Annotated in this window: 15 protein-coding genes; 9 read left to right on the top strand and 6 right to left on the bottom strand. The window is 65.1% G+C overall.

What is annotated here, in order from left to right; translation table 11 throughout:
• Nucleotides 1-17: 17 nt before the first annotated feature.
• From AUR64_RS16030 to AUR64_RS16015, 4 genes are all read left to right on the top strand, one after another.
• A complete protein-coding gene (locus AUR64_RS16030; protein WP_058582969.1) occupies nt 18-1,232 on the top strand; it encodes an ABC transporter permease in 1,215 nt (404 codons plus the stop codon).
• Entirely contained in the window at nt 1,229-2,320 is a 1,092-nt protein-coding gene (locus AUR64_RS16025; RefSeq protein WP_058582968.1) for an ABC transporter ATP-binding protein, read from the top strand. The genes AUR64_RS16030 and AUR64_RS16025 overlap by 4 nt, the downstream gene beginning before the upstream one ends.
• Complete coding sequence (locus tag AUR64_RS16020; RefSeq protein ID WP_082230824.1) at nt 2,317-3,798, top strand: ABC transporter ATP-binding protein; 1,482 nt, start codon at nt 2,317-2,319, stop codon at nt 3,796-3,798. The genes AUR64_RS16025 and AUR64_RS16020 overlap by 4 nt, the downstream gene beginning before the upstream one ends.
• Before the next feature lie 120 nt (nt 3,799-3,918).
• Nucleotides 3,919-5,067 (top strand): acyl-CoA dehydrogenase family protein, encoded by a 1,149-nt coding sequence (locus AUR64_RS16015; RefSeq protein WP_058582967.1) that lies wholly within the window; start codon nt 3,919-3,921, stop codon nt 5,065-5,067.
• Nucleotides 5,068-5,201: 134 nt separating this feature from the next.
• On the opposite strand, the gene AUR64_RS16010 is transcribed toward AUR64_RS16015, so the two are convergent.
• On the bottom strand, nt 5,202-5,681 hold the full coding sequence (locus AUR64_RS16010) for a DUF5518 domain-containing protein (RefSeq protein WP_058582966.1): 480 nt from the start codon (nt 5,679-5,681) through the stop codon (nt 5,202-5,204).
• 129 nt (nt 5,682-5,810) lie between these two features.
• Between AUR64_RS16010 and AUR64_RS16005 the strand changes: the two genes are divergently transcribed.
• A complete protein-coding gene (locus AUR64_RS16005) occupies nt 5,811-6,398 on the top strand; it encodes an HAD family hydrolase (RefSeq protein WP_240479625.1) in 588 nt (195 codons plus the stop codon).
• A 24-nt stretch (nt 6,399-6,422) separates the two neighbouring features.
• Here the strand turns inward: AUR64_RS16005 and AUR64_RS16000 are convergent, their stop codons facing one another.
• Entirely contained in the window at nt 6,423-6,800 is a 378-nt protein-coding gene (locus AUR64_RS16000; RefSeq protein WP_058582965.1) for a DUF5822 domain-containing protein, read from the bottom strand.
• A gap of 132 nt (nt 6,801-6,932) precedes the next feature.
• Here AUR64_RS16000 and panB point away from each other — a divergent pair, with 132 nt between their 5' ends.
• Nucleotides 6,933-7,742, top strand: coding sequence for a 3-methyl-2-oxobutanoate hydroxymethyltransferase (panB, locus tag AUR64_RS15995; protein WP_058582964.1), 810 nt, complete (start codon nt 6,933-6,935; stop codon nt 7,740-7,742).
• A gap of 562 nt (nt 7,743-8,304) precedes the next feature.
• Here the strand turns inward: panB and AUR64_RS15990 are convergent.
• Complete coding sequence (locus AUR64_RS15990) at nt 8,305-9,087, bottom strand: alpha/beta fold hydrolase (RefSeq protein ID WP_058582963.1); 783 nt, start codon at nt 9,085-9,087, stop codon at nt 8,305-8,307.
• A 204-nt stretch (nt 9,088-9,291) separates the two neighbouring features.
• Between AUR64_RS15990 and AUR64_RS15985 the strand changes: the two genes are divergently transcribed.
• From AUR64_RS15985 to AUR64_RS15970, 3 genes are all read left to right on the top strand, one after another.
• Entirely contained in the window at nt 9,292-9,543 is a 252-nt protein-coding gene (locus tag AUR64_RS15985; RefSeq protein ID WP_058582962.1) for a DUF7127 family protein, read from the top strand.
• Nucleotides 9,540-11,801: a CDC48 family AAA ATPase gene (locus AUR64_RS15980; protein ID WP_058582961.1), complete on the top strand. Its 2,262-nt coding sequence runs from the start codon at nt 9,540-9,542 to the stop codon at nt 11,799-11,801. The genes AUR64_RS15985 and AUR64_RS15980 overlap by 4 nt, the downstream gene beginning before the upstream one ends.
• Before the next feature lie 380 nt (nt 11,802-12,181).
• On the top strand, nt 12,182-13,126 hold the full coding sequence (locus tag AUR64_RS15970) for a DMT family transporter (RefSeq protein ID WP_058582959.1): 945 nt from the start codon (nt 12,182-12,184) through the stop codon (nt 13,124-13,126).
• Nucleotides 13,127-13,161: 35 nt separating this feature from the next.
• Here AUR64_RS15970 and bcp read toward each other — a convergent pair whose 3' ends face one another.
• Genes bcp through priS form a run of 3 tightly spaced genes read right to left on the bottom strand, consistent with a single transcriptional unit; the run spans nt 13,162 to nt 15,794 of the window.
• Nucleotides 13,162-13,620: a thioredoxin-dependent thiol peroxidase gene (gene bcp / locus AUR64_RS15965; RefSeq protein ID WP_058582958.1), complete on the bottom strand. Its 459-nt coding sequence runs from the start codon at nt 13,618-13,620 to the stop codon at nt 13,162-13,164.
• Between the two features lie 58 nt (nt 13,621-13,678).
• The gene (locus AUR64_RS15960) at nt 13,679-14,626 is read right to left on the bottom strand and encodes a DNA replication complex subunit Gins51 (protein WP_058582957.1); all 948 of its coding nucleotides are present in this window, start codon (nt 14,624-14,626) and stop codon (nt 13,679-13,681) included.
• A 10-nt stretch (nt 14,627-14,636) separates the two neighbouring features.
• Nucleotides 14,637-15,794, bottom strand: coding sequence for a DNA primase small subunit PriS (gene priS / locus AUR64_RS15955; protein ID WP_058582956.1), 1,158 nt, complete (start codon nt 15,792-15,794; stop codon nt 14,637-14,639).
• Nucleotides 15,795-16,140 lie beyond the last annotated feature (346 nt).

Below are 16,140 nucleotides of genomic sequence, written 5' to 3'. Positions count from 1 at the left end.
GAGGGGCCGATGAGCCGATGAGCACGGATACGGGCACGGGCACGGACACCGACCGCCCCGAGTTCGAACGCGTCGACTGGGATGACCACGAGCGCAGTCGGTTCGCGCTCCGTGGGAAGACAGTTGCTTTGCTCGTCGCCCTCGCCGCACTGCTCGTCACGTACGTCTACCACATCAACATCGCCTCGCTGCCGACGTGGGTCCCCTACGTCTTTCCGTGGGACGCGACCGACATCGAGTGGCTGTTCGCGCTCTCGCTGGTGTTCGCCGGCTTCTTCGTAGTCGCACCGCTCGTGAGCAATCCACGACTCACGCGACTGTACTGGCGTCGACTCACGCGAAGTCGACTCGCCGTCGTCGCGTTCGGCTATCTCGCCTTCTTCGTGTTCGTCGGCCTCGCGGGGCCGACGCTGGCCGACTGGCTCAACCTCGGCGTCAACCCCGACCCGCGGGCGTACGTCCCAATCTCCCAACCACCGGTCGGCGTCGGCGTCGACCAGTACGAACTCCCCTTCTGTGCCGGCAGCGTCACCGACGGGCAGTGCTACGGAACGACGCTGCATCCGCTCGGAACGACCGCCAGCGGCGACGACGTGCTGTTGTGGCTCGTCGACGGGACGAACATCGCACTTCAAATCGCGCTCATCACGTCGATGCTGTTAGTGCCGCTCGCGACGGCCGTCGGAACGCTCGCGGCGTACTTCGGCGGGTGGGTCGACGAACTGCTGATGCGCTACGTCGATATCCAGCAGGTGATACCGGCGTTCTTCGTCTTCCTCGTCGCGCAGTACTTCTACGGCGGGTCGCTGTTCCTGTTCATCCTCGTCTTCGGCCTGTTCAACTGGGGCGGCGTGGCGCGTCTCGTCCGCAGCGAGGCGCTCCAGCGGACCGAAGAAGAGTACGTCCTCGCCGCGCGCAGCGTCGGGAGCGGCCACCTCCGCGTCGTGACGCGTCACCTCGTCCCGAACGTCTCGAACACCGTGTTGACGGCCGTGACGCTGCAGATTCCCACGCTGCTCGTCGTCGAGGCGACGCTGTCGTATCTCGGCTTCGTCCCCGGTGGCGCGCGGACGTGGGGCAACCTCATCGCACTCGGTCTCCGCGGGTTCCCGCAGTACTGGTGGGTCGTCGCGCCACCCGTCGTCGTGCTGTTTCTGACCGTCGTCGCGTTCAACGTCGTCGGCGACGCGTTGCGCGACGTGCTCGACCCGAGAGGGGGTGAGGGCACGTGAGCGACGACCCGCTGCTCTCGGTTTCGAACCTCCGGACCGAGTTCTCGACGCCCGACGGCCCGCTCGTCGCCGTCGACGACGTGAGCTTCGAGGTCGGACGCGGCGAGACGGTCTGTCTCGTCGGCGAGTCCGGCAGCGGCAAAACCGTCACCTGCGAGTCGCTCACCCGATTGGTTCCCGAGTCGGGTGAGATAGCCGACGGTAGCGTCGAGTTCGAGGGGTCAGACCTCACGGAACTGTCGCCGTCGGCGCTCCGTCGCATCCGCGGCGACCGAATCGCGCACGTCTTTCAGAACCCGCAGAACGCGCTCGACCCGGTGTACTCCGTCGGCGAGCAGGTCGCCGAAGCCGTTCAGTATCACCGAGAAATCTCCGACGAGGCCGCCCGCGCCCGGGCACGCTCGCTACTCGACCGGGTCGGCATCCCGAACGCGGCGGCCCGACTCGACGACTACCCCCACGAGTTCTCCGGGGGGATGCGCCAGCGCGTCGTCATCGCAATCGCGCTGGCGTCGGACCCCGACCTGCTCGTCGCCGACGAACCGACGACGGCGCTCGACGTGACCATCGAGACTCGTATCCTCCGACTGCTCGCGGAGTTGCAGGCCGAACGCGACATGGGCTTGCTGTTCGTCACCCACGACCTCGGCGTCGTCGCCGAAATCGCCGACCGCGTCGTCGTCATGTACGCCGGGAAAGTGATGGAGCGAGGCCCGGTCGAGAACATCTTCGAGCGACCGGCCCATCCGTACACGCAGGCGCTGTTGCGATGTCTCCCCGGTCGCGGCGGCCCGCTAGAACCCATCGGCGGGTCGCTTCCGGACCTCCGCGACCCGCCCGCAGGCTGTCGGTTCCACCCGCGCTGTCCGCACGCCAGAGCGGAGTGCAAGTCCGGTGAGCAACCGCCGCTGTACGATGCGAGGGGACGGACACAGTCGGCGTCCTGCGTGTTCTACGACGACGACCACGACGCGTCTGTCGTCCGCGAGAGTGCGAGAGAGAACGGCGAAACCAGCAACGGAACGAAATCGGTGGCAGACGGAGAGACGAGCGACGAGGCGAGTGACGGCCGGAGGGAGAGACGATGAACGACGACACACGACGGGACGAGCGAATCGGGAGAGAGGCCGGTGAGAACCAGACCCGTGAGAACCGGACCGGCGGGAACGAGAACGATCACGTCCCGTTGCTCACCGTTCGCGGCTTGGAGAAGCACTACCCCATCACGGAGGGCCTGCTCCGACGGGAGGTCGGTCGCGTCCGCGCCGTCGACGGCGTCGACTTCGAGTTGCGACGCGGCGAGACGCTCGGTCTCATCGGTGAGTCCGGATGCGGGAAGTCGACGGCCGCGCGGTCGCTTTTGCATCTCGACGAACCGACCGGCGGAACCGTCGCGTTCGACGGCGACGAGGTGGGTGAGTTCGACCGCCAACGGCGTCGACGGTTCCGCCGTCGCGCACAGTTGGTGTTGCAGAACCCGACGTCGAGTTTCGACCCGCGTCTCACAATCGGCGAGTCGGTCGCGGAACCGCTCGAAATTCACGGAATGACCGACGCGTCGACCCGTCGGGCGGTCGTCGAGGACACGCTCGAACGGACCGGCCTGCAGGCGTCGATGGCCGACCGGTACCCGCACGAACTCTCCGGCGGGCAGAAACAGCGGGCGGCGTTGGCGCGGGCGCTCGTTCTCGACCCGGACCTCGTCGTCGCCGACGAACCCGTGTCGGCGCTCGACGTGAGCGTGCAAGCCGAAATCATCGCCCTCCTTCGCCGACTCGTCTCGACGTTCGAACTCTCGTTGCTCGTCATCTCGCACGATATGGGCGTCGTCCGCGAACTCTGTGACCGCGTCGCCGTGATGTACGCGGGCGAAATCGTCGAACGGGGACCGGTCGAATCGGTGTTCGAGCGCCCGCAACATCCGTACACGAGGGCGCTCGTCGCCGCGGTGCCGACGCCGGACCCGCGGGCGGAACCACGACCGTTCGACCTGCACGGCGACGTTCCGGACCCCGCCGAGTTCCCCGACGGGTGCCGCTTTCACCCACGGTGTCCAGCCGTTATCCAACCACCCGATGCGGACCTCCAGCAGAGAGAGTGGCAACGAATCGTCGCCTTTCGTGCGGCGGTCGACGCCGGGCAGGTCGACCCGGAGGCGCTCGTTTCGGCCGTCGAGGTCGACGTCTCGGTTGATACCGATACCTCAGGTGGCATCGACGCCTCGGCTGATGCCGACGCTGCGAGCGACGCGTCGTCGCCATCGCCACCACCGTCGGCGACGACAGCAATTCGGGCGGCCTACGACCTCCCGACCCTGGACGACGACGAGCGCTCGTCTGCGCTGTCGACCGCTGTCGACGCCGTCTCCTCGGGCGACGCCGACCACGCCTCCGAAATACTCGAAGACGCGTTTCCGACGGTCTGTATCCGAGAGAACCCGTCGCTCAGACCGACGGACCTCGGACACGCCGCAGCGTGTCATCTCCACGGGGAGGTCCGTGAAACCGAGACGGAAGCGAAAAACGGCGCGGGTGAGTCGGGCGTCACGTCGTCGGACGAGGCGTGATGTCTCAGCGACACGTGGCACGGCGATATGGCGACGTGGCGCTCAGTCCGACGGGTAGTCTCTGACGGGGTCGAACCGCGAGTCAGTCATCTTTTTCCATCCGGAACCGAACCCTCGCGTATGGCAACCACCCAGGCGGACTCGTCGCTCACGGGCGAGCAGCGAGCCATCCGCGACGTCGTTCGGGAGTTCGCCGTCGAGGAGATTCGACCCACTGCGCGGTCGGCCGACGAGACCGAGACGTTCCCCGAGGAGGTGTGGGACGGACTGGCCGAGTTGGACCTGACCGGCCTCACCGTCCCCGAAGAGTACGGCGGGTTCGACGCCGACCGGACGACCTACAGCATCGTCAACGAGGAGGTCGCCTACGGTCAACTCGCCGTGGCGACGGCGCTGTCGGTGCACTGTCTCGCCACCGAGTGCATCGCCGCCTTCGGCACCGACGAGCAGAAAGAGCGCTGGCTTCCCGATATGGCGCACGGTCGCCCTGTAGGGATGTTCGCGCTCTCGGAACCGCAGGCGGGGTCGAACCCCGCACAGATGGAGACCACCGCGATTCGAGACGGCGACGAGTACGTCGTCAACGGCGACAAGCAGTGGATTACGAACGGTCAGCGCGGCGAAGTCTGCATCCTCTTCGCCAAGACCGACCCCGACGACCCCTCGTCGGTGACGCAGTTTCTGGTGCCCAAAGACGCCGGCATCGAAGTCGGACAGAAAGAGAAGAAACTCGGCCTCCGCGCCAGCGACACGACGGGTCTCAAATTCGACGACGTGCGCATCCCCGCGGAGAACCGCCTCACCGAGGAAGGCAAAGGACTCTCGGCGGCGTTCACCATCCTCACCGGCGGCCGCGTCGGAATCGCGTCTCAAGCAGTGGGACTCGCGCAGTCGGCGCTCGACGAGGCCCGCGAGTACGCCCACGAACGCGAGCAGTTCGACAAACCCATCTCCTCCATCCAGTCCATCCGCCACAAGTTCGCCGACATGGCGACGCAGGTCCACGCATCCCGCCTGATGGTCCGCGAGGCGGCGAGACAGGAAGACGCCGGCGAGGACAACCGCGTCTCGGCGGCGATGGCGAAATACCACGCCAGCGAGGCGGCCGTCGACGTCTCCAACGAGGCGGTCCAGATTCACGGCGGCTACGGCTACGTCACCGAGTTCGACGTGGAGCGTCTCTACCGCGACTCGAAGATTACGACCATCTACGAGGGAACGAGCGAGATTCAGAAGGAGATTATCGCTCGCGGCGTTCTCGACGGCTAAGAAGTGAGAACTTGCGGAACCCGACGAATCCGTTCGAAGACTATCGAACAAGCGTCTTGTAGATTAGATTTGTATGGACTACTTCGAGCGGAGTGGCGTCGGTAACAGAGGCGCGATGAGTGACGAACGCCAACTCAGCCGTTCGATTCGACCGACCGGACCGACCCGACTTGGCCGTTGAGCCACTGACCAACGCGGCCGCCGACCCACCCGACCAGAAGCAGTACCGCGGCCAGAATGGGAACCGTGACAAGACCGACCGCAACCGAGAGCGCGGTCACCAACGTAGCGTTCCCGATGGCGTCTACGAACGGCGGGTAGCTACTGAGAGCGATGATGAACGTTGCGCTCTGCCAAATGAGAACCGGGACTCCTCCCGAGAGTCCGGCAATCTCACCTGCACGGGCACTGTTCACCTCTCGTGACCGGTAGAAATACCCCGAAATCACGCACGCGACGAACAGGAAGCTAACGTCACTACCGCGAAGAACTCCGTTCGAAACGGCGTACCAGTTCGCCCAAATCGTGAACGGAATCGATGCGACACCGAGTCCGATGGCGACTCGGAACCGCTCGTCGGTCAGGTCGGTGAGGAGGGAACGAAACGGAGCCATCACCTCATAGTTCTTGTATGATAAGTTAACAGTACCGACAGCACGACCCGATGCTGCGAGTCGGTACATCGAGAGTCCGCATTTCGACGACCGAAGTCGTCTTTTCGATAGCGACCACACCCAAAGACAGTGACCGCAGACACCCTGAGCCGACTGCTGGCGGACGATACGATAGCCTTCGAGACGTACGACGCCGTCGTCTACGACCTCGACGGGACGCTCGTCGACCTGCTCGTCGACTGGAACCAAGCGGCGAGCGACGCGGAAGCACGCTTTGCCGACGCCGGCGTCGACGCCGCGGGGATGGACCTCTGGGCGATGCTCGATTTGGCCGACCAAGAGGGGATGCGCCCGGAAATCGAGGCGGTCATCGCCGACCACGAACGCGAGGGCGCGCGTAGTTCGACGCGACTCACACTCGCCGACGGCGTCGCCGACCACGCCGCCCCCGTCGGCGTCTGCTCGCTCAACTGCGAGGACGCCTGTCGAATCGCGCTCGATGTCCACGAACTCACCGGTTACGTCGACAGCGTCGTCGGCCGCGACTCGGTGGCGACGAGAAAGCCGGACCCCGAACCGTTGCTGACGGTGCTTCGAGAACTCGGTGTCGACCCCGAAGGTGCGCTGTTCGTCGGCGACTCGGCGCGAGACGAAAAGACGGCCGACCGTGCGGGCGTCGCGTTCCGCTACGTCGACGGCGGCCCCTCGGGCGTCTGAGTCGGCCGGTCACTCGGCGCTTTGTCAATCGGTTGCTTGGTCGTTCGGTTGCTCGGCCGTCTCGGCCGTCTCTGTCTCTTCACCCATCTCGGCGGCTTCGGCCGCTTCGGCGGCCCCGACGGTTTCCCCCGACACCTCGTCTTCGGAGTCGTCTTTTCCTGAGCCACCATCGCCCGCGTCGGTCCGCCGGGCGTAGGTGTACGCGCCGAGGGCGACGAGAATCCAGATAATCGCGCCGACGCGGACGGCGAAGGAGACGCGCGACTCCCACGTCGGCAGCGTCACCGTCGTCGACAACGCGGCGACGATGGGCGCGCCGACGAGAATCGTCGTGACGAACGTCACCTGCATCACCCACCCGAAGTCGACGCCTTCGGGGTTCGAGCGCTCGACGGGTTGCACGACCGGAGGTTCGCGCGAGCGCCTTAATGTGTGCCGGTTCGTCGCACGCTTTCGTGGTCTCGTTTTTCTGCTTTCACTGACAGCTCCGCCGATAGGCGTACGTATTTAGCCTCGGGGGCGCCAACGGCGGGTATGCCAACCGTTCGGGACATCCGCGCGATGGCGGGCGAGGAGACGATTACGATGCTCACGGCGTACGACGCGCCGACGGCCGCCGTCGCCGACGAGGCCGGTATCGACATCCTGCTAATCGGCGACAGCGTGGGCAACACGGCGCTCGGCTACGACTCGACGCTCCCCGTCACCGTCGACGAGATAGCGAGTCGAACGGGCGCGGTCGCGCGTGCGACCGACGACGCGCTGGTCGTCGCCGACATGCCGTTTCTCTCCTTCGGCGTCGACGACGCCGAGAGCATCGAAAACTGCGGTCGGATGCTCAAAGAAGCCGACGCCGACGCGGTGAAACTGGAGAGCGGTCCGCACACCGTCGAACTCACCGAACGACTCGCGCAGTTGGGTATTCCCGTGATGGCACATCTCGGTCTCACCCCACAGCAGGTGAAATCGGTCGGCTACGCCCGGCAGGGAACCACTCCCGACGCCGCCGAGGAGATTCTCGAACTCGCCCACGCCCACGAGGACGCCGGCGCGTTCTCGCTCGTTCTCGAACACGTTCCCGCGAACCTCGCCGCCCGCGTCACCGAGGAACTGGAGATTCCGACCATCGGCATCGGCGCGGGGTCGGACTGCGACGGCCAAGTGCTCGTCGTCGACGACGTGCTCGGGATGAGCGACTACACGCCGCCGTTTGCCACCCAGTTCGGCGACGTGCGCAGCGAGATGGAGTCGGCGATTTCGTCGTACCGCGAGGCGGTCGAAAACGGCGAGTTCCCGGCCGAGGAACACAGCCACGTCGAAGAAGACCTCGATTCGCTGTACTAACCCACCTTTTTCCGCCTCGGGGTCGCGCTCTGCGCGACCCGCTCGGCGCAAAAATCTGGACCAAAAAGGCCGCTCGCTCCCTACGGTCGCTCGCGGTACGTCGGGTCAGTTCGGCTACCGCGGCGTACTGTGGTCTCTCCGGGTCGTCGTATCGTTGTTGTATCGAGATACTGTCGTATGTCCATACTTATCGATGATTGAGTCGAGCTGACTCGACAGCCGAATGAATCGCCAGTCTTTCTACCACCTGGCGTGGGGTGTGCTTCACATCGTGGTCGGTACTACGGTTGTCGTTTACAAGTGGGTCACGTCGCCGGGTCAATTTTCGCTCTACGGAGCCGGTCTATTCGTCCTTGGCACACTCATCCTCTTGCCCGTCTCTGAACGGGTACAGTAGTTGAGAGACACCGACCGCGGACAGCTAGTCGTCCATGTCGTATTCGGGACGCTAATTTTCGTGACTGGACTCTTCTTCAACGTGTTCGTCGCAGTCGCCGGACTCATCATCGTCGTATTTGGAGCACTCGGCGCAGAGTGGGACGGAAGTCGATGACTCGCGTCCCTACAGTCCTCGCTCCTCTAAGAACGCCGACACCGCGTCGTTGAACGCTTCAGGTTGCTCCAACATCGTCAAGTGTGCAGCGTCGTCGATGGTCACCATCTCGGCGTCCGCTATCTCTTCGGCGAGGAACTCGTGGTACCACGCCGGCGTCAGTTGGTCGTGCTCGCCGACGACGGCGAGCGTCGGCACGTCGATTTCGGAGAGGCGGTCCCGGACGTCGAAGCGGTGGCAACTCAGGAAGTCGCGGTGAGTGACTTCCGACCCGGCCTCGCGCATCGCTTCCTGCGAGAGTTCGAGATAGCGCTCGTCGGGGTCGTGAAACAGGCGGTCGTCGTCGTGGAGGAACTCGACCGCACGGTCGAAATCCTCTTCGAGCCACACGAGCAGGTCGTCGAGGACGGTCAGTTTCGCGCCCGTGCCGGTGAGTACGAGTGCGTCTACCTCTGTTTCGCGTTCGAGTTGCGTGAGCATTGCCACCGCGCCGCCCAGCGAGTTGCCGACGAGTACGCGACAGTCGGTCTCCTCGGCGACGGCGACGACGTCGGCGCTGTACACCGACAGCGCTTCGTATCCGGCGTCGGCGTCGGCGTCGTCGCTCTCGCCGTGACCGCTCAGGTCGAGTGCTGCGACGGGGCGTTCGTCTTTCATTCGGAACTGTGATTTCCAGACGCCGTGTGACCCGCCGCTGCCGTGAATGCACAACAACCCTGCACTGTCGGACCCGTCGGCGTCGCCGGAGACGCGGTACGCCGTCTCGCGTCCGTGGTGTGAGCATCTCTTCATGTGATGTGCTTTCGTGGCACTCGTGATAAACGCATCCGTGCGGTGAGCGGTCGGATGCGACCGTTTCGCTCGGAGTGACTCACCGACCGAACTCTCGTGTGAACCACAAATCCATCCTATCCGGACGAACCAACCGACGTACGGCGATTCGTCGATGAAAGATTTAAATACTCAGATACCTAACTTGGGGTTAGGGATCACCCAATGAGTGTTCAACAATCAGCCGGCGGTGAGCGGTTCATCCGCCGCTACGAGTACGACGACAGTTGGGTCATCGCTGCAGAACTCGGCGTCGCCGACGACGCCGTGGACGTAGATGTCGTGGGGACGACGGCCATCGTGGTCGTCGACCACGGCGACCAGATGTCCGAAACCGAATTCGAGTTCGAGTTACCCGGCGCGGACGCAACAGTTGAGACGAACAACGGTGTACTGACTATCACGGTCGCAAAATGAAGCTCACAGTCAAACCCCTGAAACAGAAAGACGCCGGTCGCGGCCTCGCGGCAATCGACAAGCAGGTCGCCGAGGATATGGGCCTCGAAGGCGGCGACTTCATCCGCATCGAGGGCCGCGAGAGCGCGGCCATCGCCCGCGTCTGGCCCGGCTACCCCGAAGACCGCGGTTCGGGCGTCATCCGAATCGACGGCCGACTCCGCCAGCAGGCGAACGTCGGCATCGACGACCGCGTGACCGTCGAGAAAGCCGACGTGAAACCCGCCAAACGGGTCACTGTCGCGCTCCCACAGCGACTCGGCATCCGCGGGAACATCGACGCGCTCATCCGCCGCGAACTCGGCGGCCAACCCGTCACGAAAGGTCAGACGGTTCGCCTCCCCTTGGGATTCGGCTTCATGTCGAATCAGAGCCAGGCCGTCCCGCTGAAAATCGCGTCGACACAGCCGTCGGGAACGGTCGTCATCAACGACTCGACCACCGTCGAGATTAGCGAGAAGCCCGCCGAACAGATTCGTGAGGGCGCGGCCGGCGGCTCCGGCTCCGGCCCCGACGTGACGTACGAGGACATCGGCGGACTCGAAGGCGAACTCGAACAGGTTCGAGAGATGATCGAACTGCCGATGCGACACCCGGAACTGTTCAAGCGTCTCGGCATCGAACCGCCGAAGGGCGTGCTGCTGCACGGTCCACCGGGCACCGGTAAGACGCTCATCGCCAAGGCCGTCGCCAACGAAATCGACGCCGAGTTCCACACTATCTCCGGCCCGGAGATTATGTCGAAGTACTACGGCGAAAGTGAAGAGCAACTTCGCGACGTGTTCGAGGAGGCCACCGAAGACGCGCCGGCCATCATATTCATGGACGAACTCGACTCCATCGCCGCCAAACGCGAGGAGGCGGGTGGCGACGTGGAGCGCCGCGTGGTGGCGCAACTGCTCTCGCTGATGGACGGTCTCGAAGAGCGCGGACAGGTCGTCGTCATCGGCGCGACCAACCGCGTCGACGCCATCGACCCGGCGCTTCGCCGCGGCGGGCGCTTCGACCGCGAAATCGAAATCGGCGTTCCGGACCGCGACGGCCGCAAGGAGATTCTGCAGGTCCACACGCGGAACATGCCGCTGGCCGACAACGTCGAACTCGACGTGTACGCCGACAACACCCACGGCTTCGTCGGCGCAGACCTCGAATCGCTGGCCAAGGAGTCGGCGATGACCGCACTGCGGCGCATCCGTCCCGAGTTGGACCTCGACGCCGAGGAGATAGACGCGGACGTCCTCCAGTCGCTGCAGGTGACCGAGAACGACTTCCGCGAGGCGCTGAAGGGTATCGAACCCTCGGCGCTCCGCGAGGTGTTCGTCGAAGTCCCCGACGTGACGTGGGAGGACGTCGGCGGCCTCGAAGACACCAAAGAGCGCCTCCGCGAAACCATCCAGTGGCCGCTCGAATACCCCGAGGTGTTCCGGGAGATGGATATGGCCGCCGCGAAAGGCGTCCTGCTCTACGGTCCGCCGGGCACGGGGAAGACGCTCCTCGCAAAGGCCGTCGCCAACGAGTCCGAGTCGAACTTCATCTCGGTGAAGGGGCCGGAACTACTGAACAAGTTCGTCGGCGAGTCCGAGAAAGGCGTCCGCGAAGTGTTCAGTAAGGCCAGAGAGAACGCCCCTACCGTGGTGTTCTTCGACGAAATCGACGCCATCGCCACCGAACGCGGCCGCAACAGCGGCGACTCGGGTGTCTCCGAGCGCGTCGTCTCGCAACTCCTCACCGAGTTGGACGGCCTCGAAGCGCTCGAAGACGTGGTCGTCATCGCCACGACGAACCGGCCGGACCTCATCGATTCGGCGCTGCTGCGCCCGGGTCGTCTGGACCGCCACGTTCACGTGCCTGTTCCCGACGAGGAGGCTCGTCGGGCGATTCTGGAGGTCCACACCCAGCACAAACCGCTGGCCGACGACGTGGACCTCGACAGAATCGCGCGCCGCACCGACGGCTACGTCGGTGCCGACCTCGAAGCGCTCGCCCGCGAAGCGGCGATGGCCGCCAGCCGCGAGTTCATTCGCTCGGTCAAACCGGAGGAAGTCGACGACTCCGTCGGCAACGTCCGCATCACGATGGAACACTTCGAGGACGCGCTCGACCAGGTCGGTCCGAGCGTCACCGACGAGACGCGCCAGCGCTACGCCGAAATCGAACAGCGCTTCGGCACCGCCGATATCGAACGCGACGGCGACGAGATGAGCCGGACGTTCCAGTAGTCGACGTTCGTCGACTACGGGACCCGACTCACCGGTCTCTTCTTCGACTGCGTCACCGCCCCGCCACTGTATGAATCGAAAACATAACGATAGTTCATTTCACCGGAAACGAGGTGTGTCCCGAGAGTGATGCCACTCTCGATTTCGTGGGGTCGCGCTCGTTGACACTGCTCCGCGCCGGGGTGAGTCGGCGATACGCCCCGAACTGGTTTGCCCACGCGGGCAGACCGACCCGGGGTCACGACGCGGCGAGCGACGACGGGTCCGACCCGAACGGAACCGGTCTCCGCATTAAACAGTTTCTCTTCGAAGAGCGCTCGAAACCGGCGACCCCCGCCCGGACGGACAGCCTCTTTTCCCTCGGTCGCTGACGGGTCGGTGTGTCCAGATATCGAGACGTTGGGCTGTTCTTTCTCCTATCGTCGCTGTGGGGCGGGTCGTTCGTCGCCATCGAGGTCGGACTGGAGGACCTCCCGCCCGTGTTGTTCGCGGCGCTTCGGTTCGACGTCGCCGCAGTGCTGCTACTCGGGTACGTCGCACTCCGTCTCGACGACCCGCTCCCACGAACGCGCGGCGACGTCGGCGCTATCGTCGCCAGCGGGTTGCTCATCGTCGCCGCCAACAACACCTTGCTGTTCGTCGGGCAGACGCAGACGACGGGGAGTATCGCCTCCATCGTCTACAGCCTCAACCCGATTCTGACGACGGCGTTCGCGGCGCTTCTCGTCGGTAGTGTCGGCCTCGACGTCCGCGGCTACGTCGGCGTGCTTCTGGGCCTCGTCGGCGTCGTCGTCGTCGCCGGTCCCGACCGGGCGCTGCTCACCGGCGACCTTTCGAACGACGCAATCGGCGTCGCTATCGTCTTCTGCGCCGCCGTCGCCGTCTCGCTCGGTAGCGTTCTCGTCCGCCGCGCCGATGCCCGACTGCCGAGTGTCGCGGTCACCGGGTGGTCGATGGCGTTCGGTGCCGTCGTCATCCACGCGAGCAGTCTCGCCGCCGAAGGGATTCCCTCGGTTTCGTTCTCCGCACAGACAGGTCTCGCCTTGCTGTTTCTCGGCGTGTTCGCCAGCGCGCTGGCGTACTCTATCTACTTCGATATTCTCGACCGACAGGGGCCGTTTCAGGCGAACCTCGTCGCCTACGTCGTCCCCGTGGTGGCGACGCTTCTGGGCTGGTCGCTGTTGGAAGAGGAGATTACGGCGATGACCGTCGGCGGCTTCCTGCTCGTTTTCCTCGGCTTTGCGCTCGTGAAGTACGAGACGTTGGCCGCGGAGTTCTCGAACGTCAGAGCGGGCGCTCGAGCCATTATCGGGGCGTTTCGCTGAGCGTCGAAAACGCGCGTGATCCGGAATCGGGACCGCTACGCGTCGATATCGTCGAGAATCGCTTCGGCGTGACCTTCCGGCGAGACGCCCTCGTAGGCGCGTTCGATAGTGCCGTCCGGACCGACGACGTACGTGTTGCGGAAGACGCCGTCGAAGGTGTTGCCGAACATGTTCTTCTCGCCGTAGGAGTCGTAGGCGGCGGCGACCTCACCCGATTCGTCGGAGAGCAGTCTGAACGGGAGGTCGTACTCGTCGGCGAACGATTTGAGGTCGCTCACCGGGTCGTCGCTGACGCCGAGAACGTGGACATCCCGCTTCTCGAACGCGTCGATACTGTCCCGAAAGCCGCAGGCTTCGGTGGTGCATCCGGGGGTGTCCGCCCGCGGGTAGAAGTAGAGCACGACCCGGTCACCCGAGAAGTCCGAGAGCGAGACCGTCTCGCCGTGCTGGTCGGGCAGTTCGAAGTCGGGGGCGTCGTCGCCGACTGAGAGCATGGTCGCATCTCGCAGCGTGTGTAAAAACCGTTTGTGGCTTCGAGTGGCTTCGAGTCGCTTACTCCAACCGTTCGGCGGCATCGCGGGCCAACAGCGGTTCGGCGTTCGTCGTCGGCAGCGTCACCACGTCCTCGGCGGCCAGTTCGTACTCGCGTTCGTCGACGCCGAAGATAGAGCCGACGTCTTGGGTGATGCGGACCGTCGTGCGTTCGACGTCCACGGTCGTACCTGTGTCCGCGCTCGCGTCGCCGTCTGCGCTGGTACTCGCCGGTTCGTCCGACGGCGAGTCGCTCCCCGCATCGGGGTCCGGGGTATCCGGCGGAATCGGCTGTGACTCCGTATCTGCCGTCGGCGATGGCGATGCGCCGGAGTCCGAAGCGCCAGCCGCCTCGTCGGCCGACTCGCCGCCCATCGCGTCGGCGAGAACGCCGTCGTTCGTCCCCGACGAGGGGTCTGTCGGCCCGCTTCCGGCTTGCTTCGATGGTTCCACGGAGTTCGACGGCGACTCGCGGGCCTCCGAAACCACGTCCGGCGTCGCGTCGGCGACGGGACTGGGGTCGGTGGCGGCCGGACCGGCGTCGGCGGTTCCCGATTTCTCGTCACTCCGCTCGGGGGCGCGTCTGCCCGAGAGGATGTCGAGAACGGTCGACTTGTTGCGGTCGATTCGGGCGACGAGGTCCTCGAACAGCGCTCGCTCCTCGTTCGTGAAGCCGTCTTCGTCGACGGGCATGTCGGCGGCGGCGAAACTGGCGAGTTTGACGACCTTGCCGACGCGGCGTTCGTACACCGCTTCGACGACTTCCTCGGCCGTCTCTATCTCGTCCGTAAGGCGGCCGACCTCGGGAGAGGAGAAAGGGTCGTTGGCCGCGTCGGCGACGCGTTTCCGTTCGGCTTTCAGGTCGGCGATGTAGTCGGCGACGTCGGCGTAGAAGCTGTCGCGGAGCTGCTGGAGGCTGTCCTTTCGGCGCTCTTTCGACTGGACCGTTCTGAGTTCGTCTAATTTCATTCTCTGGAGGTCATTCTCTGGCTTTCTCCGCCGCCCCGCGCGTCATCAGAAACACGCCGACGCTCTCTTCTACTGCATTCTCTCCCGCTGATAGCTTAGTCGTTTCCCCGCCCAGTTCGACGGCCGCCGGTTCGTCCAGTTCGACTGTGATGTCGCGTCCGGTGAAGCGTTCGGGAACCGCATCCCGGAGCGGTTCGAAGTCGTCGACATCGTCGCGTTCGAGGCGCGTCACGACCAGCGACGACCCGCCGTGAATGCTTCCCGGCAGACGGATGAGACGGCGAACGTCCGTCGTCACCGGTTCGTCGATTGGGGCCGTTTGCTCGGCGACGACTCCCTGCGCGACGGTGTCGACGAGCAGTCGCAGACCCGGACCACCGGCCTCGACGTTCCCCTGTCGAATCGCGTCGGGGTTCCGCTGGAGTGCGCCCAGAATCGTCTTCGCGCGGCCCTCGCCGATGCCGTCGAACTCCTGTAGTCGTTCTTGGGCGTCCTCGTCGTCCATCGCTTCGAGTTCCTCGACGAACGAGAGCAACGCTTCGTGGGTTCGCTTGCCCCACCCGCCTTCTGTCCGAAGGACGCGCCGGGTCGTCCCGCGTTCGCTGCGCGTCGTGACGAGGCCGTCGGCGTCGAGGTCGATGGCGCGGACGTAGTCGACGATTTCGCGGCGCGCCTCGCTGTCGAGTTCTCGCACCGACTCGTCGCGGACGTGGACGTGGTAGCCGCGCCCACCCGAGAAGACGATTTCCATCTCCGAAAAGGAGAAGTCGTCTTCGAGAAACGTCAGCAAGCGCAGAAGAGCGTCTTTACACTCCGCGAGCATCTCGGCGTAACTCGCGGCGTCGGGGTCGACGCCCGGGAGGTGGTCGGCGTCGAGGTCGAACACGAGGTCCGCACCCTGCCAGCCCTTGTCGTCCATCTCGTTGGCACCGGGGTCGGCGTAGCGCGCCGCCGAGAAGTAGACGTGGCGGGGGGACTCGCGGGCGAGAAAGCCGCCGAGGTCGCCGACGTCGAGCAGCGACTGGTGGCGGACCATCGTCGTCCCGCCGGCGGTCCAGGGGATGTGACCCCACTCGCGTCGGTCGGCCGCGGGCGGCAGCGTGAGGTCCGCGCTCCGGTAGTAGTCGCCGAAGCGGCCTCGCAGATACTCTCGTGTTCGACGGTTCATTGCGTCACCATCGTTGCGAGGGGGGCGATAAAGGCGTTGTCGTTGTGGCCGAGACGAGTGTCGTCGTCACATGAGTAAACGCCACACACGCCGTGTCTGCGGGCCGATTCAGCGCCGTTCGCCCGGATTGGGAACCGGCCGGCTAACCCACGTAGTTTTTAATACCCCGGTGTGTAGGCCTCACTACCAACAGCCCGCGGGTAAGTGTGGACGCGGCGCGCGGCGGTGCCGTGCGCGACTCGACCGACGAGGCGTCCACACGCGGGGACCAGCGACCGACGCGCTGCAAGACGCCGGGGCCGGTGGCCCCCTGACGCCCTCGGATTTGCGTGAGCAACCGCAGCCA

Source organism: Haloprofundus marisrubri (assembly GCF_001469955.1).
Lineage (GTDB): Archaea > Halobacteriota > Halobacteria > Halobacteriales > Haloferacaceae > Haloprofundus > Haloprofundus marisrubri.
The sequence above is the reverse complement of the archived record's forward strand: the minus strand, read 5'-3'. Positions and strand labels throughout refer to the sequence as shown.

Coding starts and splice junctions, on each gene's coding strand:
- AUR64_RS15960 (WP_058582957.1), bottom strand. CDS start 14,626: ATGAAATTAGACGAACTCAGAACGGTCCAGTCGAAAGAGCGCCGAAAG.
- AUR64_RS16010 (WP_058582966.1), bottom strand. CDS start 5,681: ATGGCTCCGTTTCGTTCCCTCCTCACCGACCTGACCGACGAGCGGTTC.
- bcp (WP_058582958.1), bottom strand. CDS start 13,620: ATGCTCTCAGTCGGCGACGACGCCCCCGACTTCGAACTGCCCGACCAG.
- AUR64_RS15985 (WP_058582962.1), top strand. CDS start 9,292: ATGAGTGTTCAACAATCAGCCGGCGGTGAGCGGTTCATCCGCCGCTAC.
- panB (WP_058582964.1), top strand. CDS start 6,933: ATGCCAACCGTTCGGGACATCCGCGCGATGGCGGGCGAGGAGACGATT.
- AUR64_RS16020 (WP_082230824.1), top strand. CDS start 2,317: ATGAACGACGACACACGACGGGACGAGCGAATCGGGAGAGAGGCCGGT.
- AUR64_RS16030 (WP_058582969.1), top strand. CDS start 18: ATGAGCACGGATACGGGCACGGGCACGGACACCGACCGCCCCGAGTTC.
- AUR64_RS15990 (WP_058582963.1), bottom strand. CDS start 9,087: ATGAAGAGATGCTCACACCACGGACGCGAGACGGCGTACCGCGTCTCC.
- priS (WP_058582956.1), bottom strand. CDS start 15,794: ATGAACCGTCGAACACGAGAGTATCTGCGAGGCCGCTTCGGCGACTAC.
- AUR64_RS16015 (WP_058582967.1), top strand. CDS start 3,919: ATGGCAACCACCCAGGCGGACTCGTCGCTCACGGGCGAGCAGCGAGCC.
- AUR64_RS15980 (WP_058582961.1), top strand. CDS start 9,540: ATGAAGCTCACAGTCAAACCCCTGAAACAGAAAGACGCCGGTCGCGGC.